This is a genomic window from Rahnella sp. PCH160 (genome assembly GCF_047784855.1).
Taxonomy (GTDB): domain Bacteria; phylum Pseudomonadota; class Gammaproteobacteria; order Enterobacterales; family Enterobacteriaceae; genus Rahnella.
The window spans coordinates 3612509-3633914 of sequence record NZ_JBLOGT010000001.1 but is presented as its reverse complement, the minus strand read 5'-3'; the positions used below and the strand labels follow the sequence as shown (position 1 = coordinate 3633914).

At 58.4% G+C, this 21406-nt stretch carries 16 protein-coding genes; 7 read left to right on the top strand and 9 right to left on the bottom strand.

Annotation, left to right across the window (positions count from 1 at the left end; genetic code table 11):
- Positions 1-5 precede the first annotated feature (5 nt).
- The 7 genes from ACM5QY_RS16690 (at position 6) to ACM5QY_RS16660 (ending at position 8731) form a co-directional block, all read left to right on the top strand.
- A complete protein-coding gene (locus ACM5QY_RS16690; protein ID WP_416121850.1) occupies positions 6-887 on the top strand; it encodes an ABC transporter permease in 882 nt (293 codons plus the stop codon).
- Entirely contained in the window at positions 887-1672 is a 786-nt protein-coding gene (locus tag ACM5QY_RS16685; protein WP_416121849.1) for an ABC transporter ATP-binding protein, read from the top strand. The genes ACM5QY_RS16690 and ACM5QY_RS16685 overlap by 1 nt, the downstream gene beginning before the upstream one ends.
- Positions 1673-1790: 118 nt before the next feature.
- Positions 1791-3341 carry a histidine ammonia-lyase gene (gene hutH, locus ACM5QY_RS16680; RefSeq protein WP_416121848.1) on the top strand — a complete coding sequence of 517 codons (1551 nt, stop codon included), beginning with the start codon at positions 1791-1793 and terminating at the stop codon, positions 3339-3341.
- A gap of 61 nt (positions 3342-3402) precedes the next feature.
- Complete coding sequence (gene hutU / locus ACM5QY_RS16675; protein ID WP_416121847.1) at positions 3403-5085, top strand: urocanate hydratase; 1683 nt, start codon at positions 3403-3405, stop codon at positions 5083-5085.
- 180 nt (positions 5086-5265) lie between these two features.
- Positions 5266-6420 carry a histidinol-phosphate transaminase gene (gene hisC / locus ACM5QY_RS16670; protein ID WP_416121846.1) on the top strand — a complete coding sequence of 385 codons (1155 nt, stop codon included), beginning with the start codon at positions 5266-5268 and terminating at the stop codon, positions 6418-6420.
- Positions 6417-7565: an alpha-hydroxy acid oxidase gene (locus ACM5QY_RS16665; RefSeq protein ID WP_416121845.1), complete on the top strand. Its 1149-nt coding sequence runs from the start codon at positions 6417-6419 to the stop codon at positions 7563-7565. Before hisC ends, ACM5QY_RS16665 begins: the two co-directional genes overlap by 4 nt.
- 80 nt (positions 7566-7645) lie before the next feature.
- A complete protein-coding gene (locus ACM5QY_RS16660; RefSeq protein WP_416121844.1) occupies positions 7646-8731 on the top strand; it encodes an iron-containing alcohol dehydrogenase family protein in 1086 nt (361 codons plus the stop codon).
- 645 nt (positions 8732-9376) lie between these two features.
- Here ACM5QY_RS16660 and ACM5QY_RS16655 read toward each other — a convergent pair.
- The 9 genes from ACM5QY_RS16655 to ACM5QY_RS16615 form a co-directional block, all read right to left on the bottom strand.
- The gene (locus ACM5QY_RS16655) at positions 9377-10147 is read right to left on the bottom strand and encodes an SDR family NAD(P)-dependent oxidoreductase (protein WP_416121843.1); all 771 of its coding nucleotides are present in this window, start codon (positions 10145-10147) and stop codon (positions 9377-9379) included.
- Positions 10144-11469: a hypothetical protein gene (locus tag ACM5QY_RS16650; RefSeq protein ID WP_416121842.1), complete on the bottom strand. Its 1326-nt coding sequence runs from the start codon at positions 11467-11469 to the stop codon at positions 10144-10146. Before ACM5QY_RS16650 ends, ACM5QY_RS16655 begins: the two co-directional genes overlap by 4 nt.
- A gap of 2 nt (positions 11470-11471) precedes the next feature.
- On the bottom strand, positions 11472-12812 hold the full coding sequence (gene hisD / locus ACM5QY_RS16645) for a histidinol dehydrogenase (protein ID WP_416121841.1): 1341 nt from the start codon (positions 12810-12812) through the stop codon (positions 11472-11474).
- Positions 12813-12828: 16 nt separating this feature from the next.
- Positions 12829-13599 (bottom strand): ABC transporter ATP-binding protein, encoded by a 771-nt coding sequence (locus tag ACM5QY_RS16640; protein WP_416122909.1) that lies wholly within the window; start codon positions 13597-13599, stop codon positions 12829-12831.
- Complete coding sequence (locus ACM5QY_RS16635; protein ID WP_416121840.1) at positions 13599-14408, bottom strand: ABC transporter permease; 810 nt, start codon at positions 14406-14408, stop codon at positions 13599-13601. Before ACM5QY_RS16635 ends, ACM5QY_RS16640 begins: the two co-directional genes overlap by 1 nt.
- A complete protein-coding gene (locus ACM5QY_RS16630) occupies positions 14405-15415 on the bottom strand; it encodes an ABC transporter substrate-binding protein (protein WP_416121839.1) in 1011 nt (336 codons plus the stop codon). The genes ACM5QY_RS16635 and ACM5QY_RS16630 overlap by 4 nt, the downstream gene beginning before the upstream one ends.
- A 351-nt stretch (positions 15416-15766) precedes the next feature.
- Positions 15767-18898: an efflux RND transporter permease subunit gene (locus ACM5QY_RS16625; RefSeq protein WP_416121838.1), complete on the bottom strand. Its 3132-nt coding sequence runs from the start codon at positions 18896-18898 to the stop codon at positions 15767-15769.
- Positions 18895-20145 carry an efflux RND transporter periplasmic adaptor subunit gene (locus ACM5QY_RS16620; protein ID WP_416121837.1) on the bottom strand — a complete coding sequence of 417 codons (1251 nt, stop codon included), beginning with the start codon at positions 20143-20145 and terminating at the stop codon, positions 18895-18897. Before ACM5QY_RS16620 ends, ACM5QY_RS16625 begins: the two co-directional genes overlap by 4 nt.
- Positions 20145-21398 carry a TolC family protein gene (locus ACM5QY_RS16615; protein WP_416121836.1) on the bottom strand — a complete coding sequence of 418 codons (1254 nt, stop codon included), beginning with the start codon at positions 21396-21398 and terminating at the stop codon, positions 20145-20147. Before ACM5QY_RS16615 ends, ACM5QY_RS16620 begins: the two co-directional genes overlap by 1 nt.
- Positions 21399-21406: the final 8 nt, after the last annotated feature.

Here is a 21406-nt window from a genome sequence, read left to right as displayed (position 1 = left end):
CTGACATGAACAGTCCTGTCTCTCAGGCCGCAAAAACTCCCGTTGATGCGTCGTCAGATTTACGCGAGCCGGCACCGTTGCCGGCAAGCAAAAAAATCTGGCATAACCCGCTGATGGTGCCTTTGCGCCCGGTTGCAGCAAGGCGACGCGGTTTCCTCGGGTTCTGTTTTTTTGTCCTGTTTTTCGCCTTGTGGGCGCTGGTGACGTTTACCGGTTTTGTTTCACCGACATTTCTCGCCAGCCCGGCCAGCATGTTGCAGGAAGGCGTTTTACTGTTTACCGATTTCGATTTCACCACCGACATCGGGATGACGGTGATGCGCGTGCTGGGCGGGTTTGTTCTGGCCTGTGCCGTTGCCGTGCCACTGGGCATCCTGATGGGGTCGTACAAACTGATTGAAGCGTTCTTTGAGCCGTTTGTGTCGTTTTGCCGCTATCTGCCTGCGTCAGCGTTTGTTCCGCTGCTGATCCTGTGGGCAGGGATCGGTGAAATGCAGAAAATCCTGGTGATTTTCATCGGATCCTTCTTCCAGATAACCCTGATGGTGGCCGTGACGGTGGGCGCTGCACGACGTGATCTGGTCGAAGCCGCGTATACGCTGGGCGCGACCAATCAGAGCGTGGTTCGCCGGGTGATTATTCCGGGGGCTGCGCCTGAAATTGCCGAGCTGCTGAGGCTGGTGCTGGGCTGGGCGTGGACGTACGTCATCGTGGCGGAGCTGATCGGTTCATCGAGCGGCATCGGGCATATGATCGTCAACAGCCAGGCGCTGCTCAACACCGGGCAGATGATCTTCGGCATTATCGTGATCGGCTGTATTGGTTTGCTTTCTGACCTGTTATTTAAAGCGGCTAACCGTCGCCTGTTTGTCTGGAGTTCACTGTGATGAGCTATCCAAAACTGAGTGTCCGGCAGGTGGAACGTATTTTCACCGGCCCGAAAGGCGAGAAAACGCAGGCGCTGTTGCCGGTGGATTATCAGGTTAACGAAAATGACTTCATCACCATTCTCGGGCCGTCGGGCTGCGGTAAATCCACGCTCCTGCGCATTGTGGCCGGGCTGGATCAGCCAACGCGCGGGGAAGTCTGGCTCGACGGTGAGCTGGTCGACGGGCCTGGCGCTGACCGGGGAATGGTGTTTCAAAGCTACACCCTGTTTCCGTGGCTGACGGTGGAACAAAACATCCGTTTTGGTTTGCAGGAGCGCGGTGTCAGTAAAGCGGCGCAAAAAGAGCGCAGCGACTATTTTATTAATAAGGTCGGGTTGCGCGGATTTGAGCAACATTTTCCCCGCCAGTTGTCCGGCGGCATGCAGCAGCGCACCGCGATTGCCCGTGCGCTGGCGAATGATCCGAAAATTTTGCTGATGGACGAACCCTTTGGAGCGCTCGACAACCAGACCCGCGTGATGATGCAGGAACTGCTGCTGTCGATTTGGGAATCCTCGCGTAAAACCGTGCTGTTTGTGACGCACGATATCGACGAAGCGATTTTTATGGCGAACAAAGTGGCTATTTTCAGTGCGCGGCCGGGGCGGATTAAGACAGAAATTGCCGTCGATTTCCCGCATCCGCGCGATTACACCCTGAAAACGTCACCGGAATTTATGGCGCTGAAAGCGCGGGTGACGGAAGAAATCCGTACCGAAACACTGCAGACGATGGATCACTGATCTCCTCCCTGCGGGTAAAAATTTAACGTTGTCGTATCAGGTATTGCATAAACACCCGGCGGGCTGAGGCCTTAGCCGGGTTTACTTCCCGTTTCACTTGTCTATACAGGAATAGATTATGGCTTCTTCATCCACCGATTTAACCCTTTGCCGCCTGCAACCGGGCCATGTTGACCTGCCGATGCTGCGCAAGATTTATCAGGGCAATGTCCGCCTTGAACTGGCTGAGGAGGCGCGCGCGGGCGTGCTGGCGTCGCAGGAAACGGTCACCCGCATCGTTGAGTCGGGCAAAGTGGTTTACGGGATCAACACCGGTTTCGGCAAACTGGCGCAGACGCGTATTCCTGCTGAACGGCTGGCTGAGTTGCAACGTAATCTGGTGCTGTCGCACAGCGTCGGTATCGGCAAGGATCTGGCGGATAATGTGGTGCGTCTGGTCATGGCAACCAAAGTCCTGAGCCTGTCGCGCGGCCATTCCGGTATTCGCATTGAAGTCATCGATGCGCTGATTACTTTATTCAACGCGGGCGTGTATCCGTGTATCCCTGAGAAAGGCTCGGTGGGCGCTTCCGGCGATCTGGCCCCGCTGGCGCATCTCTCCCTGATGCTGATTGGCGAAGCCCATGTCACAGTGAAAGGTGAAAAAATGTCTGCCACCGAAGGGCTGGCGACCGTGGGTCTGGTGCCGTTCGAGCTCGGGCCGAAAGAAGGGCTGGCACTGCTCAACGGCACGCAGGTTTCAACCTCTCTGGCGCTTTCCGGTTTGTTCGAAGCCGAACGCGTATTTTCTGCCGGGCTGGTGGCGGGTGCTCTGTCGCTCGAAGCCATCAAAGGCTCGGTGAAACCGCTGGATCCGCGCATTCACGAAGCACGCGGGCAGCAGGGCCAGATTCGTGTGGCTGCGGCGCTTTCTCAAATCCTGACAGGCAGTGACATTGTCACGTCTCACGCCGATTGTGGTCGTGTGCAGGATCCGTATTCCATCCGTTGCGTGCCGCAGGTCATGGGCGCGTGCCTCGATAACCTGGATCACGCCGCGCGTATTCTTCGCATCGAAGCCAATGCAGCGTCCGACAACCCGCTGGTCTTCTCCGAAAATGGTGATGTGATTTCCGGGGGGAATTTCCACGCTGAACCGGTGGCGTTTGCCGCTGACATCATCGCGCTGGCGGTGGCGGAAATCGGTGCCATTTCTGAACGCCGTATGGCACTGCTGCTTGATACCGGCCTCTCCGGCTTGCCCCCGTTCCTGGTCAACGACGGCGGTGTGAACTCCGGTTTCATGATTGCGCAGGTGACGGCGGCGGCGCTGGCGTCAGAGAACAAATCGCTGGCACATCCGGGCAGCGTTGACAGCCTGCCGACTTCCGCGAATCAGGAAGACCACGTTTCCATGGCGACCTACGCCGCACGACGTCTGGGCGACATGTGCTTTAACACCAGCGTCGTCGTGGGCATCGAAGCCATGGCGGCTGCACAGGGGATTGATTTCCACCGTACACTGCAAAGCTCCGTGACGCTGGAAAACGAAATGAAGGCCATCCGCGAAAACGTCGCGTTCCTTGAAAAGGATCGCCTGATGGCGCCGGACGTCGAAATGATGCGTCTCTGGGCGTCGCGTGAACACTGGCCAGCGGCGATTGAAGCGCTGCTGCCAAGCTTTGCATGACCACAGTTTTGCCTGAACATTTTGAGCATAAAAACACCCTATCTGAGATAAGGAACCGACGATGAACGCTCCACAAAAAACGGCTGTCGCCCGCGTTGTTCGTGCGCCGCACGGGACTGAACTGAGCTGCCAGAACTGGCTGATTGAAGCCGCGTACCGCATGATCCAAAACAACCTTGATCCGGATGTCGCTGAGCGCCCGGAAGATCTGGTGGTTTACGGCGGGATTGGTAAAGCGGCGCGCAACTGGCCCGCGTTTGAAGGCATTCTGGAAAGCCTGCGTCAGCTGCGTGAAGACGAAACGCTGCTGGTGCAATCCGGCAAACCGGTCGGCGTATTCCGCACCCATACCGATGCGCCGCGCGTGCTGATTGCCAACTCCAATATCGTGCCGCACTGGGCAAACTGGGAGCATTTCCATGAGCTGGATAAAGCCGGGCTGATGATGTACGGCCAGATGACCGCCGGTTCGTGGATTTACATCGGCGCGCAGGGCATTGTTCAGGGCACTTACGAAACGTTCGCCGAAGCGGGGCGTCAGCACTACAACAGCGACCTGCGCGGCAAGTGGATTTTAACCGCCGGTCTCGGCGGCATGGGCGGCGCACAACCGCTGGCGGGCGTCCTGGCCGGGGCGTGCGTACTGGCTATTGAGTGCCAGGAATCGCGTATCGACTTCCGTCTGCGTACCCGTTATGTCGATTACAAGGCGCACAGCATTGATGAAGCGCTGGCGATGATTGAAAAAGCCTGTGCCGAGAAAAAAGCCATTTCCGTCGGCCTGTTGGGCAACGCGGCAGAACTGATGCCGCAGTTAGTGGCGCGCGCAAAAGAAGGTGGCTTGCGCCCGGATATCGTTACCGACCAGACCTCGGCGCATGACCCGCTGAACGGTTATCTGCCGGAAGGCTGGAGCCTGGAAAAATGGCAGGAAGCGCGTAAATCGGATCCGCAATCTGTGGTGAAAGCCGCAAAAGCCTCGATGGCGAAACACGTTCAGGCGATGCTGGATTTCCACGCGATGGGCATTCCGACCGTGGATTACGGCAACAACATCCGCCAGGTGGCGAAAGACGAAGGTGTGACCAATGCCTTTGATTTTCCGGGCTTTGTTCCTGCGTATATCCGTCCGCTGTTCTGCGAAGGCAAAGGCCCGTTCCGCTGGGTGGCGCTTTCCGGTGATCCGGAAGATATCTATAAAACGGACGCCAAACTCAAAGAACTGTTCCCGGATAATGCCAATCTGATCAACTGGCTGGAGATGGCGCGCGAGCGCATTGCCTTCCAGGGCTTACCGGCGCGTATCTGCTGGCTCGGTCTGGGCGAACGTCATATCGCCGGTCTGGCGTTCAACGAAATGGTGCGTAACGGCGAGCTGAAAGCACCGGTTGTGATTGGCCGCGATCATCTGGATACCGGTTCTGTGGCATCGCCAAACCGTGAAACCGAAGCCATGAAAGACGGCTCCGATGCGGTTTCCGACTGGCCATTGCTGAATGCATTGCTTAACACTGCAGGCGGCGCGACGTGGGTCAGCCTGCACCACGGCGGCGGCGTCGGTATGGGCTTCTCGCAACATGCGGGCATGGTCATTGTGGCGGACGGCACCAAAGAAGCCGATGCACGCCTTTCACGTGTTCTGTGGAATGACCCGGCAACCGGCGTGATGCGCCATGCTGATGCCGGTTATGAGCAGGCCAAAGCCTGTGCGCAACGCAATGATCTGAACCTGCCGATGTTATGAAACCCGTTGGGCTAAGTGATTTATACCGCGCCAATTAAATCGAACAAAATTAGCGGGCAGTGGCGCAGGTCGCTGCCCGTTTTGTTTCTAAAAACATCTGAAAATGCGTTAAACAGTGGCGCAAAACCACGCTGAATTCCGGCATGAACGGAACAGAAACTTCACCGATCGAGGTAAAAGATGGCTTCAGATTTGACCGTTTTTGATGCAGCAGAAGAGTGTCTGAAAAATCTGGCAAGGCCCGCATCACGGGCGTTGGGCGTGTATAACGCCGGGCTTTCAGCCGACGCTGTACAGCAAAAATATGGCGCAGTCCGTATCGCCAAACTGGCGAGCAATGAGAATCCGCTGGGGGCCAGCCCGAAAGTGATTGCGGCGCTCGAAGCCGATGCCCGTTTTAGCGCGATTTATTCTGATGCCTCGAGCGCGGCATTGCGTGCGGCGCTGGCGGAAGAAACCGGCGTTAGCGCGGAAAACATTGTGGCCGGCAACGGTTCTGAAGACATTTTACACATGCTGGCGCTGGCCTTTCTTAACCCCGGCGACCGCGTCGTCACGTTGATCCCGTCTTTTGGTCTGCATGAAATTTTCCCGCGCATGATGGGGGCAGAGGTCACGCTGGTGGGCATCAACGCACAGCAGCAGTTCGACATTGCGGCCTGGGAACAGGCGCTTTCCACACCGGCAAAAATGGTGATTTTCAGCAATCCGTCGAACCCGGTGGGCTGCATGCTGGGGCGCGAAGGGTTTGCCCGCATCATCGATGCCGCACCGCACGATTGCGTGCTGGTGATCGACGAAGCTTATTTCGAATATTGCGAAAACGATCCGGATTATCCCGACAGCCTGCGCGTTCTGGCTGAGCAGCCGCGCCCGTGGATTGTGTTACGCACTTTCTCCAAAGCTTACGGGCTGGCCGGTTTGCGTATTGGCTATGGTTTAGCCAGCCATCCTGAACTGGTGAATCTGCTCGACCGCGTCCGTACGCCGTTCAACATTAACCGCTCGGCGCAAACCGCCGCCGTCGCAGCTTTGCAGGATAAACAGCACGTCCGCGACAGCATTGCGCTGGTCACCGCGCAGCGTGAAAAAATGGCCGCTGAGCTTACCGTTCTGGGCTTCACCGTCGCGCCTTCATACGCCAATTTCCTGTTTTTCGACTGTGGTCAGCCGAGCGCCGGACTGGCACAGCGATTGCTGGCTTATGGCGTCATTATCAAACCGTGGCGCGAAACCGGTTATGAAAACTGGATCCGCGTTTCTGTCGGTAACGAACAGGATAACCGGCAGTTTCTGCAAAGCCTGAAACACATTCTGGCGGAGGAAGCCGCGTGAAGCGTGAAGCGTTAAACATTGAAGAATTGCGCCGTCAGGCCCGGTGCGCGTTGCCGCGTTTCGCTTTCAGCTATGTCGAAGGCGGTGCGGATGATGAACAAACGCTGAAAGATAACCGCGAGGTTTTTGCCCGCTGGCGCTTTATTCCGCCGGTGCTGACGGATTCCAGCCAGCGCGATTTATCCGTCACGCTCTGCGGGCAGTCACTTTCCGCGCCGCTGCTGATTGCACCAACCGGTTACAACGGCATGCTGCGTTTTGGCGCAGACGCCATGCTGGCGCGCACCGCTAAACGCGCCGGTATCGCGTATATCCAGAGCACGGTGTCGACGGCGTCCATTGAAGAAATTGCGGCGGAAAACCTGCCCCAGCACTGGTTTCAGTTGTATGTGTTAAAAGACCGTGGAGTGACGACCGGCCTGCTGGAGCGTGCGAAAGCCGCCGGATGCACCACGCTGGTGGTGTCCGTCGATGCCGTCCATTTCGGTAACCGCGAAAAAGACAAACGCAACTACCGGCGGCCAATGAAGCTTTCGTTGTCGAGCCTGGTGGATGTCACGCTGCATCCCGGCTGGGTATGGCGGACACTGAAACCGGCAGGTATGCCCGGTTTTGGCAATTTAAAACCTTACGTTCCGGCGGATAAACAGCGCGGCGCGGGCGGGGCGAGTTACTTTTCAGAACAGATGGATACCTGCCTGAACTGGGAAACCCTTGCGTGGATCCGCAGCCAGTGGCAGGGCGTGTTGCTGATTAAAGGTATTCTGGCACCGGCCGATGCACAACGTGCGCTGGACACCGGCGCGGACGGCATTGTGCTGTCCAATCACGGCGGACGACAGCTCGACGGTTCGGTCAGTGCAATGGAAGTCCTGCCGGAAATCCGCCAGTTGTGTGGCGCGAATGCCACTATCCTTATCGACAGCGGTTTTCGTCGCGGCACGGACGTGGTGAAAGCGCTGGCGCTGGGCGCAAATGCCGTATTGCTTGGCCGTCCGATGCTTTACGGCGTGGCGGCAACGGGCGAAGCGGGCGCGCAACGTGCGCTGGAGATTATCTTGCAGGAAGTTGACCGTACGCTGGCGCAACTGGGTTGCACGTCGGTGAATCAGCTGGGGCCCCATTTGTTGCGCCCTCAGCGTTAATGTTCACCAGTCAAAACACTCAACATCCTCAGAATTTTTACCCCTAATCAGTCCAACACAAGCATCACGGAGAGGCAGTTATGCAGGCACAGAACATCATTTTCCCGGCGCAAATCCTGCGCGGCCCCGGCGTTATTTCGCAGCTTGGCGATATTTGTGCGTTGCTGGGCAAGCGTGCGCTGGTGATTGGCGGGCATCAGGCCCTGATGGCGGTGGGTGATAAAATTCGTCATCAGCTGGAAGGCTGTGCGGTGGAACTGGTGGGCAGCGAATGGTTTGGCGGTGAAAGCAGCGAAAGCAATATCACCCGTCTGGCGAAAGCGGTGAAAGACAAAAAGGCTGACATCGTGATTGGCGTGGGCGGCGGGAAATCCCTCGACACTTGTAAAGCCGTCGGCGTGGAAACTAACGTGCCTGTGGTGACCATTCCCACTATTGCCGCAACCTGCGCCGCCGTGACGCCGCTGACGATCCGGTATCACGATGACGGGCATTTCCGCGATTTATTCCCGCTGCCACAGGCTCCGGCGGCGGTCATTATCGACAGTGAAATCCTGGCTGCCGCGCCGTTGCGCTGGCTGTCCGCAGGATTGGGCGACACGCTGGCAAAATGGTACGAGTTCCGCGCCATCAGCAGCCATCACGGTCAGTTAAGCGGCGTGGCGCGATCGTCGAGCGCCAACAGCCGGATTTGTTATGACCTGATTGACGCTTACGGTCCGGCGGCCTGCGACGCGGTACGCGCCGGTAAACCGAATGCTGAACTGGATCAGGTGCTGGATGCCATTTTCATGTTTGCCGGTCTGACCTCGCTGATGAGCAGCGGGGCACACGCCGCCGCGTCCCACGCGATTTACGAAGGTTTCACCGTCTGCGATAAAACCCGCACATTCGGCCACGGCTTGCTGGTGGGGTTCGGCAATCTCTGCCTGCTGGCGCTGGAAAATCGCAGTGACGAAGAGCTGATGGAAGCGATTAAACTCGCGCACGCCTGCGCAGTGCCGCTGCGTCTGAGTGACATCGCCGGGCTGAACGCCGAAGAACTCGACAGCATCGTGAAGGCATCGCTGCACGCGCCGGATATGGAGAATATGCCAGTGCCTGTGACGGCAGGGGGATTGTATGAGGCGATTTCGCGGGTAGAGGCAATGGCGGATCTGATTTGATCTTTTTGGGCTTGCAGCCCAAGCCTGCGAGTTTTGGGGTAGCGATCTGAACGGGTTTTAAATTTAATTTCAAATTCAAAATCAAGACCTTGGGTTGCCACCCAAACTGGCCTTAAGAGGCGCCTATCGCCGCGCCTCTTAAGAATCTCCGGCTCTTTTACTGCGCGCTGCCGCTGGCTGGCTACGTTTCAGCAACTCCTGCTAGTGCCGCAAACGCCGCCGCTGCGCGGTACTCTCGCCTCGGGTTCGAACCTGCTCGAAAAAAGACTCTCGCTGTTTCTCACCACTCACTCGACGTCGTTTTGAAAGCGGCCAGGGGGTATGTAAATCGAAAGATTGATGCTGGCTGGTTTTGATTTGCTCCTTCCCCTTGGCAAGGGGAAGGACGGGATGGGGTTCGAAATGGCAACTTTGAAGGTGAGTTGTTTGCAAAACCCCCTCCCAACCTCCCCCTTCGCAGGGGGAGGAGCAAACCAACCGTTTATAAATGCTTGCAAATTTACCTGGTTTCCAGCCACTTTCCTCTTTTGGTCGGTTTCGGCGCGGTGAGTAAAGTGATCACAGTTATTGAGAAACCGAAATTTTCTCAGTCAGAGAATTCAGTCCCTCACTACAAGTGAAAAACCGCAAATGTCCGGTCTGACATCAGATCCCCGCTAGATACCCCCCATCCACATACAGCACCTGTCCGGTGATATACCGCGCCGCCTCGCTGCTCAAAAACACCGCCGCACCGGTCAGGTCGTCGAGTTCTCCGAAACGGCCGAGCGGGATTTTGCCCTGCATCTGCTGGCACCAGCCGGCGTTTTGGTAAAACTCAGCCGTCAGGTCGGTCTTGAAATAACCCGGCCCGATGCCGTTGACGCGGATGTTTTTCGCGGCCCATTCCGTTGCCAGTGTGCGGGTCAGTCCGGCCATGGCGGATTTCGATGCGCCATAAGCCGCAGCGCCCGGTACGCCGACCTGACTGGTGAGCGAACAGAGGTTGAGAATACTGCCGCCGCCGTTTTCGGCCATCAGTCGTGCGGCGGCTTGTGCGCAGAAAAATGCGCCTTTGAGGTTGGTGGTGAGAATGGTGTCCCAGAGCGCTTCGTCAACGTCCATCGACGGACAAAGATGTTCGGTTCCGGCGTTGTTGACGAGTACGTCAGGCGGTGCGGGCAGTGAGGCAAACGCGGCGGCGAAGGTGGCGGGTTGCGTGACGTCGAGCACCAGCGGGAAAGCCTCCGCGCCAGACTGACGGATTTCCCCGCAGACGGCGTTTATCGTGACGTTGTCACGCCCGCTGACGATCACGCTGGCACCGGCTTTTGCCATGCCAATGGCCAGTGCTTTACCGATGCCACGTGAACTGCCGGTGATCAGCACCCGTTTGCCTTGTAATGAGAACTGTTGCAGGGAAAAGCCGGCATTCATTGCACTTTCTCCGCCGGGCTGATGCCGGCCAGCCAGTCGCTGAATTCATCCGTATCTTCTACCGGCTGGCTGCCCAGCATGACGGCCATCGCCAGGCCAAGCGCGGAACTGGTGGGTGTGTGCCCGCTGAACCCGCCTGCGCGGAGATCAAGAACCAGTGTCGGGCAGCAGAACATGGCGAGGCGGAAAATCCGCTGCCAGTGCGGCGGCAGCCAGCCACGGCGGGCGAGCTGTGCCAGCAACGGCTGCCAGTATTCCTCCCCTTTGTCGCGCAGGAAGGCGGCGCGCAGCGGTGTCAGCTGCCAGTTGTGATCCACAAAAAGTGTATCGCCGCGTCGCATCACCGTGACTTTGTACAGTTCGCCGCAGCGCGCCGGTTCGTACAGCCACAGCGGATGCGCAAAAATGTTGTGGAAGGTGGCTTTGATTTCCGCCAGCAGCGCCGGAATATTGCGCCCGGCGAACGCGGGGTCAAAACTCACCAGTTGCGGGATTTCTTCGGACGTGTCGTACCAGACGTTGGCGTTGTGCGCGTCGCCGTGAGCGGTGATCACGCCGTGATCGGCCAGCGCGGCGGGGGCGAGGCGCGTTCCCGATTCGGCAAATAATTGCCGCAGGCTGTGTTCATACGCCACGCCGTTGATGACCCAGCGCAGGTTGCTCAGTGTTTGCCATTCCAGCTCTTCATCTTCGAGCCGGAAAGTTTTACCGACGTAAAAACGCGCGACGCGTCCACCGAAACCGGCGGGGATCTCCGGGTTATCCGGGGAAACCAGCCGGTGATGAAACAGCTGGTGTACAGGCTCGGCGGAAACGGCGTCCACCGAACCGGCTTTCAGCGTCGGTAGCGTATTCGTCAGGATATCGCGGTCTGCGCGGCGCTGGGCTTCTTCGATTTCGGCTTCCTGATCCCACGCCTGTTGCTGTTCGATATCCCGGCAGACATCCGCCATGCGCCGGTCGTGGCGCAGGGTATACATCAGGATCTGCCGCCCCGGTTCGCCGCAGGCATACACCGGCACATCGACCCGAAAGCCGCTTTCACGCAGTAATTCAGCGTTGTAATACTCTTCGATGGTTTTATCTTCGCCTTCTTCATTGTGATATTTGAAGAACAGGGCGCGCCCATCGTCTAGCGTCACCGTACCGTTGAGGGAATTCAGGCTGTACTGGTCACGGTTGATGGTCAGCTGACCGGCCGCCACGCCGGTCACTTCACCAATCAGCTGGCGCAAGGTATCCGCCGCTTTTTGCCATTCCCCCGCGTGCACTAACTGACGCGCCTGCGCGGCCAGCGGTTCACTGCCCGTCAAATTGCTCATCGTTATTGGCCTTTTTTATTGAGGATGTCAGTACGTAATGCCGATACCGCCAGCGCATGGCCGGGGAAGCCTTCGTACAGCGCGAACGCGTGGGCTTTTTCAGCCAGCGGCGCGTAGCCTTCGCGGGTCACGTAGCCGACAGAAATGCGTTTCATGTAATCGAAAACGGACAGCGGGCCGACGGTTTTTGCCGCGCCGTTGGTCGGCAGGACGGCGTTCGGGCCGAGCACAAAATTCCCCAGCGTGATGGGCGTGTAGTTGCCGAGCAGGATTTCTCCGGCGTTACGGATTTTGCCCATCACGGCCATCGGTTCTTCCGCAAGAATTTCCAGATGTTCCGGCGCGTACTGGTTTACAAACTCAACGGCAGTCGCAAAATCTTGCGTCAGCACCACGCCGCCGTGCGTGCCGCATAAAACGGCTTGCGAGAAACCGGCGCGCTTTTCGCCGATTTGCGCCCAGTAGCCGGGCAAGGCGGCGATGGCTTCTTCGGCCACGCGACGGCTGTTGGTGACCAGATAAGCCGAGGAGTCCGGGCCGTGTTCGGATTCAATGATGAGATCTAAAGCCGCCAGTGCGCCGTCCACGCTGTCATCGGCCAGGATCAGGCTTTCGCTTGGCCCGGCGGGAATGCCCGGATCGATGACGTTCGATAACTGGCGTTTTGCCGCCACCACCCACGGGCTGCCCGGTCCGACGATTTTCAGGCATTTCGGCACGGTTTCGGTGCCGAATGCCACCGCCGCCACGCCCTGCGCGCCGCCGCATTTATAGACTTCCGTAATGCCCACCAATCGCGCCGCCACCAGCGTGGCATCGTCCACTTTACCGTCAGGCCCCGGCGGGGTGATGACGATGGCGCGTTTTACGCCTGCCACCACTGCCGGGATCGTGGTCATGAGAAAAACGCTGGGGAAGGAGCCTTTGCCGCGCGGCACGTAGCAGGCGACGGAGTCGATCGGCACGTGGCGGTCACCGGCAAATGCGCCGGGTCGGATTTCTTTCATCCACATGTCTTCGGGTTTCTGCGCTTCGTGGAATGCGCGGATGTTTTCCACGGAATAACGGATGGATTCGATCACCTGCGGATCGAGGCGTTCAAACGCCGTGGCGAACTCTGAATCTTCCGCCATGATGCTCATTTCCGGCGCGGTGACAGCGTCGAAATCGCGGGCAAAGCGTTGCAGGGCGGCGTCGCCTTCAGTGCGCACGGCGTCGATAATCGGTGCCACACGCTCGATGAAAAAGGATAAATCCGCTTCGGTGCGCTGGAATAACGCCGGTGGCAGGTCGGTCGAATCGCTCAGGTCATGAAAAGTCACAGTTTGAAAAGGTGCAGACATGGTAAATCTCCGGTGATCAGGCCAGCGCGGCGCGGGTGTGGCCGCTGCGGATAGTGTGGAGAACCTGACGTTGCAGGTCAGTGAATTCAGGGCTGGCGGTCAGTTCTTCGCGGCGCGGGCGCGGTAACGGCACATCAAACGTTGCCTGAATCGTGCCGGGGCCCATCACCACGATACGGTCGGAAAGATAAACCGCTTCCTCGATATCGTGGGTGACGAACATCACCGTCAGCCGGTGCTGTTCCCAGATACCGGTCAGCAGTTCCTGCATCTGGTGACGCGTCATGGCGTCGAGCGCGCCGAAAGGTTCGTCCATCAGCAATATTTTCGGACGATAGGACAACGCGCGCGCAATCGCCACACGTTGTTTCATGCCGCCGGAAAGCTCGGACGGCCAGGCGTCAGCAAATGCCGTGAGCTGAACCAGTTCGAGATGCCGATCGGCTTTTTCGCGGCATTCCGCACGGCTGAATCCGGCGGCTTTCAGCGCAAATTCGATGTTCTGGCGCGCCGTCAGCCACGGTAATAACGTATAGGACTGAAACACCACGCCACGGTCGATGCCCGCACCGCGTATGGTTTGCCCGTCCACCTGCACGTCGCCGCTGTCGTAATCCTCAAGCCCTGCCGCAATGGACAGCAGGGTGCTTTTGCCGCAGCCCGACGTGCCGACCACCGAGACAAATTCGTTGTCCGCCAGCGTCAGGCTGATGTCGTGCAGAACTTCGCGTGTCTGTTTGCCGACCTGAAAACTTTTGTGCAAATGAGAAATGGTTAAAACCGACATCATGCACGCCTTTTGTTGTAGCGGAACAGGACGCGCTCGGCGGCACGCATAATCTGATCGCTGATTAACCCCAAAATCCCCAGTAGCAGGATGTAACCGATGATGGTGTCGGTCTGGAAGAAGCGCTGGGAAACGACGATGCGGTAACCCAGCCCGGAGGTGGAGGCCACCAGTTCGGCCAGCACCAGCCACGTCCACGCCCAGCCGAGGCTGATGCGCAGTGCGTCCCAGATGCCCGGCAGTGCGCCCGGTAAAACGATGCGGAAGAGGATTTTGCGATCCGGCATACCGAGCGTGCGGCCTAAACCGACGAAATCGACCGGGACCCGTTTCACGGCGTCGATCACCATTAACACCTGCTGGAAGAAGGTGCCGATCCAGATAATCAGGAATTTCTGCACGTCGTCGGTACCGGTCCACAAAATGGTCAGTGGCACGAATGCCACCACCGGCATGTAACGGATGAAATCCACCAGCGGTTCGGTCAGGGCTTTGAAGAAACCGTAACAGCCTGCCAGCACGCCAATCACAATCGACATCACCGAGGAAATGGCGAAGGCAATACTGATGCGGTACAGGCTGCTTTTGACGTCACTCCACAGCGTGCCGTCCTGCGCCAGTGACACCATTTTCAGCCACACGTCGGTCAGTTTGGGCAGAAAAATCGGCGGAATAGCGCCGCTGCGGGTCGCCAGTCCCCACGCCAGAAACAGGGCAAGGAACAGCGCCACGGCGATGCCGACGAACAATTTGCGCGACGGCAGGCGGCCAATCACCATCAGATTGAGCGGTTTACGACGCGAACTCATGGCAGGCTGTTCACAAAGCTGGCGTCAATCACCTGCGCGGCGGTGACCGGTTTAGGGATCAGCCCGGCGGCGGTGGCGGCTTTCAGCACATGCGCAAACGTCTGTTCGGAGAACGCGTGGCTGAGTACCTGTTTGTTTTCGGCCAGCGAATAATATTTCACGCCGTCAAACGCCGATTCTAAATCAGCAGGTGTCGCGCCCACGGCTTTGGCGATCAGGGCGCGGTCGGCAGGGGTGTTGGCCTGATAATGGGTCAGGGCGGCGTCCCAGCTTTTAATCAGCGCGGCAATCTGACCCGGTTTTTCTTTCAATACGGAATCGCGAACCACCAGTACGTCGCCGATCAGGCCCGGATCGGAAGAGCCGCTGTAAAGCATTTTCAGCGACGGATCCTGTTTTCTGGCGGCAGAAATGTACGGCTCATAAGTCACGGCGGCGGTGACGCGTTTGGCAATCAGCGCGCTGCCCGCAGAATCGGCAGGCATCGGAACCGGCTTGATATCACTCCATTTCAGCCCCGCCGAGTTGACGGCGCTGTGCAGCAGAATGTCGCTGGTGGTGCCTTCTTCGAACGCCACCTGTTTGCCTTTCAGGTCTTTCAGCGTGGCGATGTCTTTGCCGACCAGCAGAGCGTCGGCGGTTTCGCTCTGATCGAGCAGTAAAACAACTTTCACCGGCAACCCGGCGGAAACCATCGCCATCGCGGTGTGTGTGGCGATATTCGCGCCGTCAATCTGCCCGCTGGCTAATGCGGCGTTGATGTCTTTGTCTTCGGCGAAGTTAATGATGTCGACCTTTTCGAGCCCCTGCTGTTTAAAAATGCCCTGACTTTGTGCGACGTGCCACTGGCCATAGCCCAGCCAGGGTTCGATACCCATTTTGAAAGTACCGGCTTCCGGCGCAGTGGTTGCCGCACCGGCGTTCAGGCTGAACGTCGTGAGTGCGCCCAGGCAACAGGCTAAAGCGACTTTGTTTTTTAAGGCGTTTAAGGTCTGAGAAGGTGACATGGTGAGCCTCGCATGGTGTTGAAAGAGAGAAAGACGGCGAATAGAAATCCTAATGTGCAACCCTGTATAGACAAGTGAGTAAAGCAATAACTACGCCACAGTTGAATTCACGGAAGGAAATCAGGCAGGGCATTGATGTTATACATTTTGGGATAATTAATGAGAAGAAGGTTAACGGATTTATAATTAAAAGTGATAACCCGCACCATAATATGACTTTGATTGCTCTGCGGGAGTGCAAAGGAATATCCGGATTAGAAATTCAAATTCAAAACCGTGTGAGCCGACCAGGACCCCGGGTGGTCACCCAAGGTCCTGACTTCTGTGAGGTGCTCAATGCGGGTAAGAAACCTAAACCTTCTCACTTCTCCGCCGGTGCAGCAGCAAATACACCGCCGGGATCACCAGCATCGATAATAACGGCGCACTCAACATCCCCCCGATCATCGGTGCAGCAATACGTTGCATGACTTCTGAACCGGTACCGCCGCCCCACATGATCGGCAGTAAGCCCGCCATGATGGTGGCGACGGTCATGGCTTTTGGCCGGACACGCAATACCGCACCGTGGTGAATGGCGTCACACAACGCTTCCTCAGTCAGCGGTTCCCCCGGTTTCTGCCGGCGCTGCACCGCCTGATTCAGATACAGCACCATAATCACCCCGAACTCGGCGGCGACGCCGGCCAGCGCGATAAAGCCGACGGCGGCGGCGACCGAGAGGTTGTAACTGAGCAGATAAAGCAGCCAGATACCGCCGGTCAGGGCAAACGGCAGGGTTGCCATGATCAGCAACGCATCGCGCACGCTGGTGAAGGTGACGTACAACAGGACAAAAATGATAAGAAGCGTGACCGGCAGGACGATTTTCAGTTTTGCCGTGGCGCGTTCCAGATATTCAAATTGCCCCGACCAGCTGACGGTGACGCCTTCCGGCAATTTCACCTGCTGATTCACCGCCTGCTGCATATCTTCCACCGCAGATTTCAAGTCACGCCCGCGCAAATCGACATAAATCCAGTCCGACAAACGGGCGTTTTCACTTTTCAACATCGGCGGGCCGTCAGTAACGTTGACCGAGGCCAGCGCCGAGAGCGGAACCTGCGCGCCGGACGCGGTCAGCACCGGTAAATCACGCAGTGCCTGTACGTTGTCGCGTAGCTCGCGCGGGTAACGCAGGTTGATCGGGTAACGTTCGCGGCCTTCCAGCGTTTCACCGATATTTTCACCGCCAACCAGTGTCGAAACCAGCGACTGCAATTCGGCAACTGTGACACCGTAACGTGCAGCTTCCCGCCGGTTAATATCGATGTTCACGTAGCGGCCACCTTCGAGACGCTCGGCAAGTGCCGACGTCACGCCGGGAACCTGCTTCACGATATGCTCGATTTGCTGCGCCACCTGCTCAATCTGCACGATGTTATTCCCGTTCACCTTAATCCCCACCGGGCTTTTGATGCCGGTCGCCAGCATGTCCAGCCGGTTGCGGATCGGCGGCACCCAGACGTTGGCGATACCCGGTAATTTCACCGCGTTATCCAGCTCCGTGACCAGTTTGTCGGGCGTCATGCCAGGCCGCCACTGGTCGCGCGGTTTGAAGCGGATCGTGGTTTCAATCATGGTCAGCGGCGCGGGGTCGGTGGCGCTGTCGGCGCGTCCGGCCTTTCCAAACACGCTGGCGACTTCCGGTACGGTTTTAATCAGCCGGTCGGTTTGCTGTAACAATCTGGACGCTTCGCGGGCGGAGATCCCCGGCAGCGTGGACGGCATATACAGCAAATCACCTTCGTCGAGCGGCGGCATAAATTCGCTGCCCAGTTTTGACAGCGGATAAAGCGACACCAGCAGAAACAGGCCGCTGCACACCAGCGTGGTTTTCGGGCGTTTCAGCACCGCAGAAAGCACCGGCTGGTAAGCGGAAATCAGCCAGCGGTTGATCGGGCTGGCGTTTTCATCGGGGATTTTTCCGCGAATGAAATAGCCCATCAGTACCGGCACCAGCGTGATCCCCAGCCCGGCAGAAACGGCCATGGCGTAGGTCTTGGTAAACGCCAGCGGCGAGAACATCCGGCCCTCCTGCGCGTCGAGCGAAAACACCGGAATAAACGACAGCGTAATGATCAGCAAACTGCAAAACAGCGCAGGCCCGACTTCGATGGCCGCCCGTTCGGAAACCTGCCAGTAATCCGCGGAAGTGGGCTTCTGGCCGGGGTGATCGTGCCGCCATTGTTCGAGTACTTTGTGCATGTTTTCAATCATCACGATCGCGGCGTCCACCATCGCCCCGATGGCAATCGCAATGCCGCCAAGCGACATAATATTGGCGCTGACCCCCTGATAATGCATGACGATAAACGCGCCGAGAATGCCGAGCGGCAGCGTAATGATCGCCACCAGCGCCGAGCGGAAGTGGAACAGAAACAGCGCGCAGACCACCGCCACGACGATGAATTCTTCCATCAGTTTATGCGACAGCGTTTCGACAGCCTGTTCGATCAGCGGCTGGCGGTCATACACCGGCACGATTTCCACACCGGCGGGCAGTGTGCGGGCGAGGGCGTGCAGACGCACTTTCACCGCTTTCAGGGTTTCCAGCGCATTCTTGCCCGAGCGCATGACGATAACGCCACCCGCCACTTCGCCTTCACCGTTGAGTTCCGCCACGCCGCGCCGCAGTTCCGGGCCGGTGCGCACGGTGGCAACGTCAGACAGCAGCACCGGAATGCCGCTGTTGGCCGTCACGACCACGTTGTTGAAATCGTCCAGACTTTTCAGGTAACCGGAAGTGCGCACCATGTATTCGGCCTCGCCCATTTCCAGAAGCGATCCGCTGCTTTCCTGATTGGCGTTTTGTAAGGCGCTGACCAGTTGCGTGTGCGTCACGCCACGCGCGCGCATCCGCTGCGGGTCGGCGACCACCTGATACTGCCGCACCATGCCGCCAATGCTGGCCACTTCCGAGACGTTGGGCACCGTTTTCAGGTCGTAGCGCAACGTCCAGTCCTGCAACGCACGCAGCTGTTCGAGGCTGTGTTGACCGGTTTTATCGACCAGCGCGTATTCATAAATCCAGCCGACACCGGTCGCATCCGGCCCGAGCGACGCTTTCGCACCCGGCGGTAACGAGGATTGCACCTGGCTGAGGTATTCCAGCACCCGCGAACGCGCCCAGTACGGATTCGTACCGTCATCAAACAGCACGTAAACATAGGCATCGCCGAACATCGAAAAGCCGCGCACAGTTTTCGCGCCGGGCACCGACAGCAGGGTGGTGGTCAGCGGATACGTGACCTGATCTTCAATGATTTGCGGCGCTTTACCCGGATAACTCACGCGCACGATCACCTGTACATCGGAGAGATCCGGCAGGGCGTCGAGCGGTGCTTTTTGCAAAGACCAGATGCCCCAGCCCGCCATCATCAGGGCGGCGAGCAGCACCAGAAGCCGGTTGCGCAGCGACCAGCGGATCACGGTGGCAATCATAAATGGCTCCCGTGCTGAGGGGCGTCTGGCGTGGTTTCATCAGCCGCAGCGGCGGGCAGCGCGCTGCGCAGGCTGGCTTCTGAATCAATCAGGAACTGGCCGGAGGTCACGACAGATTGCCCTTCGGTCAGGCCGGAAAGAATTTGCGTCCAGCCATCACGTGTTGCGCCTGCGGTCACCGCCTGCGGCGTGAAATGCCCGTTACCGTCGTCGAGCAGCACGGTATTACGGGTGCCTGTCTGGATCAGCGCTTCCTGCGGGATCGCCAGCACCGGCGTTTGTACCGGGGCATCAAGCGTCAGGGTGAGATACATGCCGGGGCGCAGTTTTTGCTGCGTATTATCAATCACCACGCGGGCTTTCAGCGTGCGGTTGATGGCGTCAGCGTCGGGCAGTAATTCACTGACTACGCCACGAAACACATCGCCCGGCTGGCTGTCCGTGTTGCCGCTGATTTTACTGCCGACCTGTACCTGCGCGGCAGCGGACGGCGGATAATCCATCACAATCCACACCTGTTTCAGGCTGGTCAGTTCGAATAACGGCTGCGCGGCGGCGACCTGCGCGCCTTCACGCACGGCCAGCTGGCTGAGATAACCGTCCTCCGGTGCCACGACGTCAATGCGTGTCTGCGGCTGGCCGGTTTTGTCTATGCGCTTAAGAATATCTTCCGGCATAAATTGGAGCGCCAGACGCTGACGGGCGGCGGCGCTCAGGCTGCGGTCACCGAGCTGACGCACCGCCAGATATTCCTGCTGCGCGGCGGTCCAGTCGGGGATCCACAACGTCGCCAGTTTTTGGCCTTTTTTCACCTGCTGCTGGCTGGCGGCCACATAGAGTTTTTCCACCAGACCGCCTGCGCGGGCGGCCACCGTGCGCACGCTGCGCTCGTCGGCGGTGACGGTGCCGTAAACATTCAGCGGCGAGGAAATAACGCGGCGCTCCACTTTTGCGCTGCGCATACCGAGATTCTGCTGCTGACGGGCGCTGACCGTGACACCGCCGTCGTCGGCCACTTCACCGGCGTAACGCGGCATCAGTTCCATATCCATAAACGGCGATTTACCCGGCTTATCAAAACGCTGACCCGGCGTCATCGGGTCATACCAGTACAGCACCTGGCGTTCGGCAGACGCAGACGCGTTTTTTGAATCTGCCGGCGGGTTATGGCGTCCGGCCTGGTAACCCAGTGCCAGTGCGGCCGCGACGCAAAGCGCCAGCAAGCTGTAAGTTTTAGCGGTAGTCATCAGTGATTCTCCTGAGGCGCCAGGTAGCGCAGGGCGACCCAATAGCGTGCGACGTCGAGTTCGGCATTTCGTACTGCAATCTGGCTGTCGAGCAGGCTGCGGCGGGCTTCCAGCACATCATTCAGGCTGCTTTTTCCGGCGCGATACTGCGCCTGAATCACGCTGACGCGCTGCTGTTGCAGCGGAACAACGTCATTTTTCTGCCGTTGCCACAGGGTACTGGCCGCCTGATATTGCGCCAGCAGCGTGGTCAGTTGCGCCTGATGCGTGCGGATGAGCTGCGCCAGCCGGTCATTGCTTTCCATTGCCATCGACTGATCGGCGGCGTGATCTTTGTCCTGACGTGACGCGGTAAACAGCGGCAAATCGACGGTGACCATCACGCCCGCCAGATCGTCGTAACTGTCGGCGCGGCGGCCGTAATAGACTTCCACGCCGATATCTGGCAGTGCGGCAATCGCTGATTCGGACGATTTCGCCTGCGCCACTTCCGCCTCGCGTTGCGCTTGCAGAATTTCAGGATGCTGGCCGATGCTGTCGGCCTGCATCGCTTCTGCGGGTAATTCGCTGACCGGCGGAACAGCACCCAGAGTTTCGGGCTGATCGATGCCGGTGAGCTGACTCAGCCGGGTACGTGCAAGCTGTACGTCGCGACCGACTTCGGTGAGTTTGTCCTGCATACTGATGAGCGTCAGGCGTGCGTCGAGCACCGACGCAGGCAGGGCGCTGCCGCTGCTGACACCGCCGCGCTGAACACCAATCTGCCGCTGACTTTCGTCCACCAGCGCCTGCAACTGCTTCACGGTTTCATTGCCGATGGCCAGTTCCATCCAGGCCTGCGCCGCATCGCGCTGCAACTGGGCACGGATGCTCTGGCCGTTTGCCGCCACCTGCCGGGATTCGGCGCGCAGTGTGCCGGCTTTACGTTCGCGCTTACTGCTGCTCACGTAATCCTGCATGATGCCAATCCGCTCCATGGTCATGCCTTCGCGGGTAAAACGCTGGTCGTTATTGCCGCCAACGGGCAGGTTTTCAATCCCGAATTTCAGCTTCGGATCGGGCAACTGCATAGCGGATTCCGCGCGGTTTTCCAGCGCATTAATCTGATGCTGGCTGGCAGACAGTTCCGCCGAATATTCCTGCGCGGCAACCAGCGCCTGGGGAAGAGAAACGGGTGTGGCAAAGGCGCTGACCGGCATAAAAGCCAGCAGCCAGTGCCACGTCACCCTGAGGTGACGCGGTAAATTCAACATGGTATTTC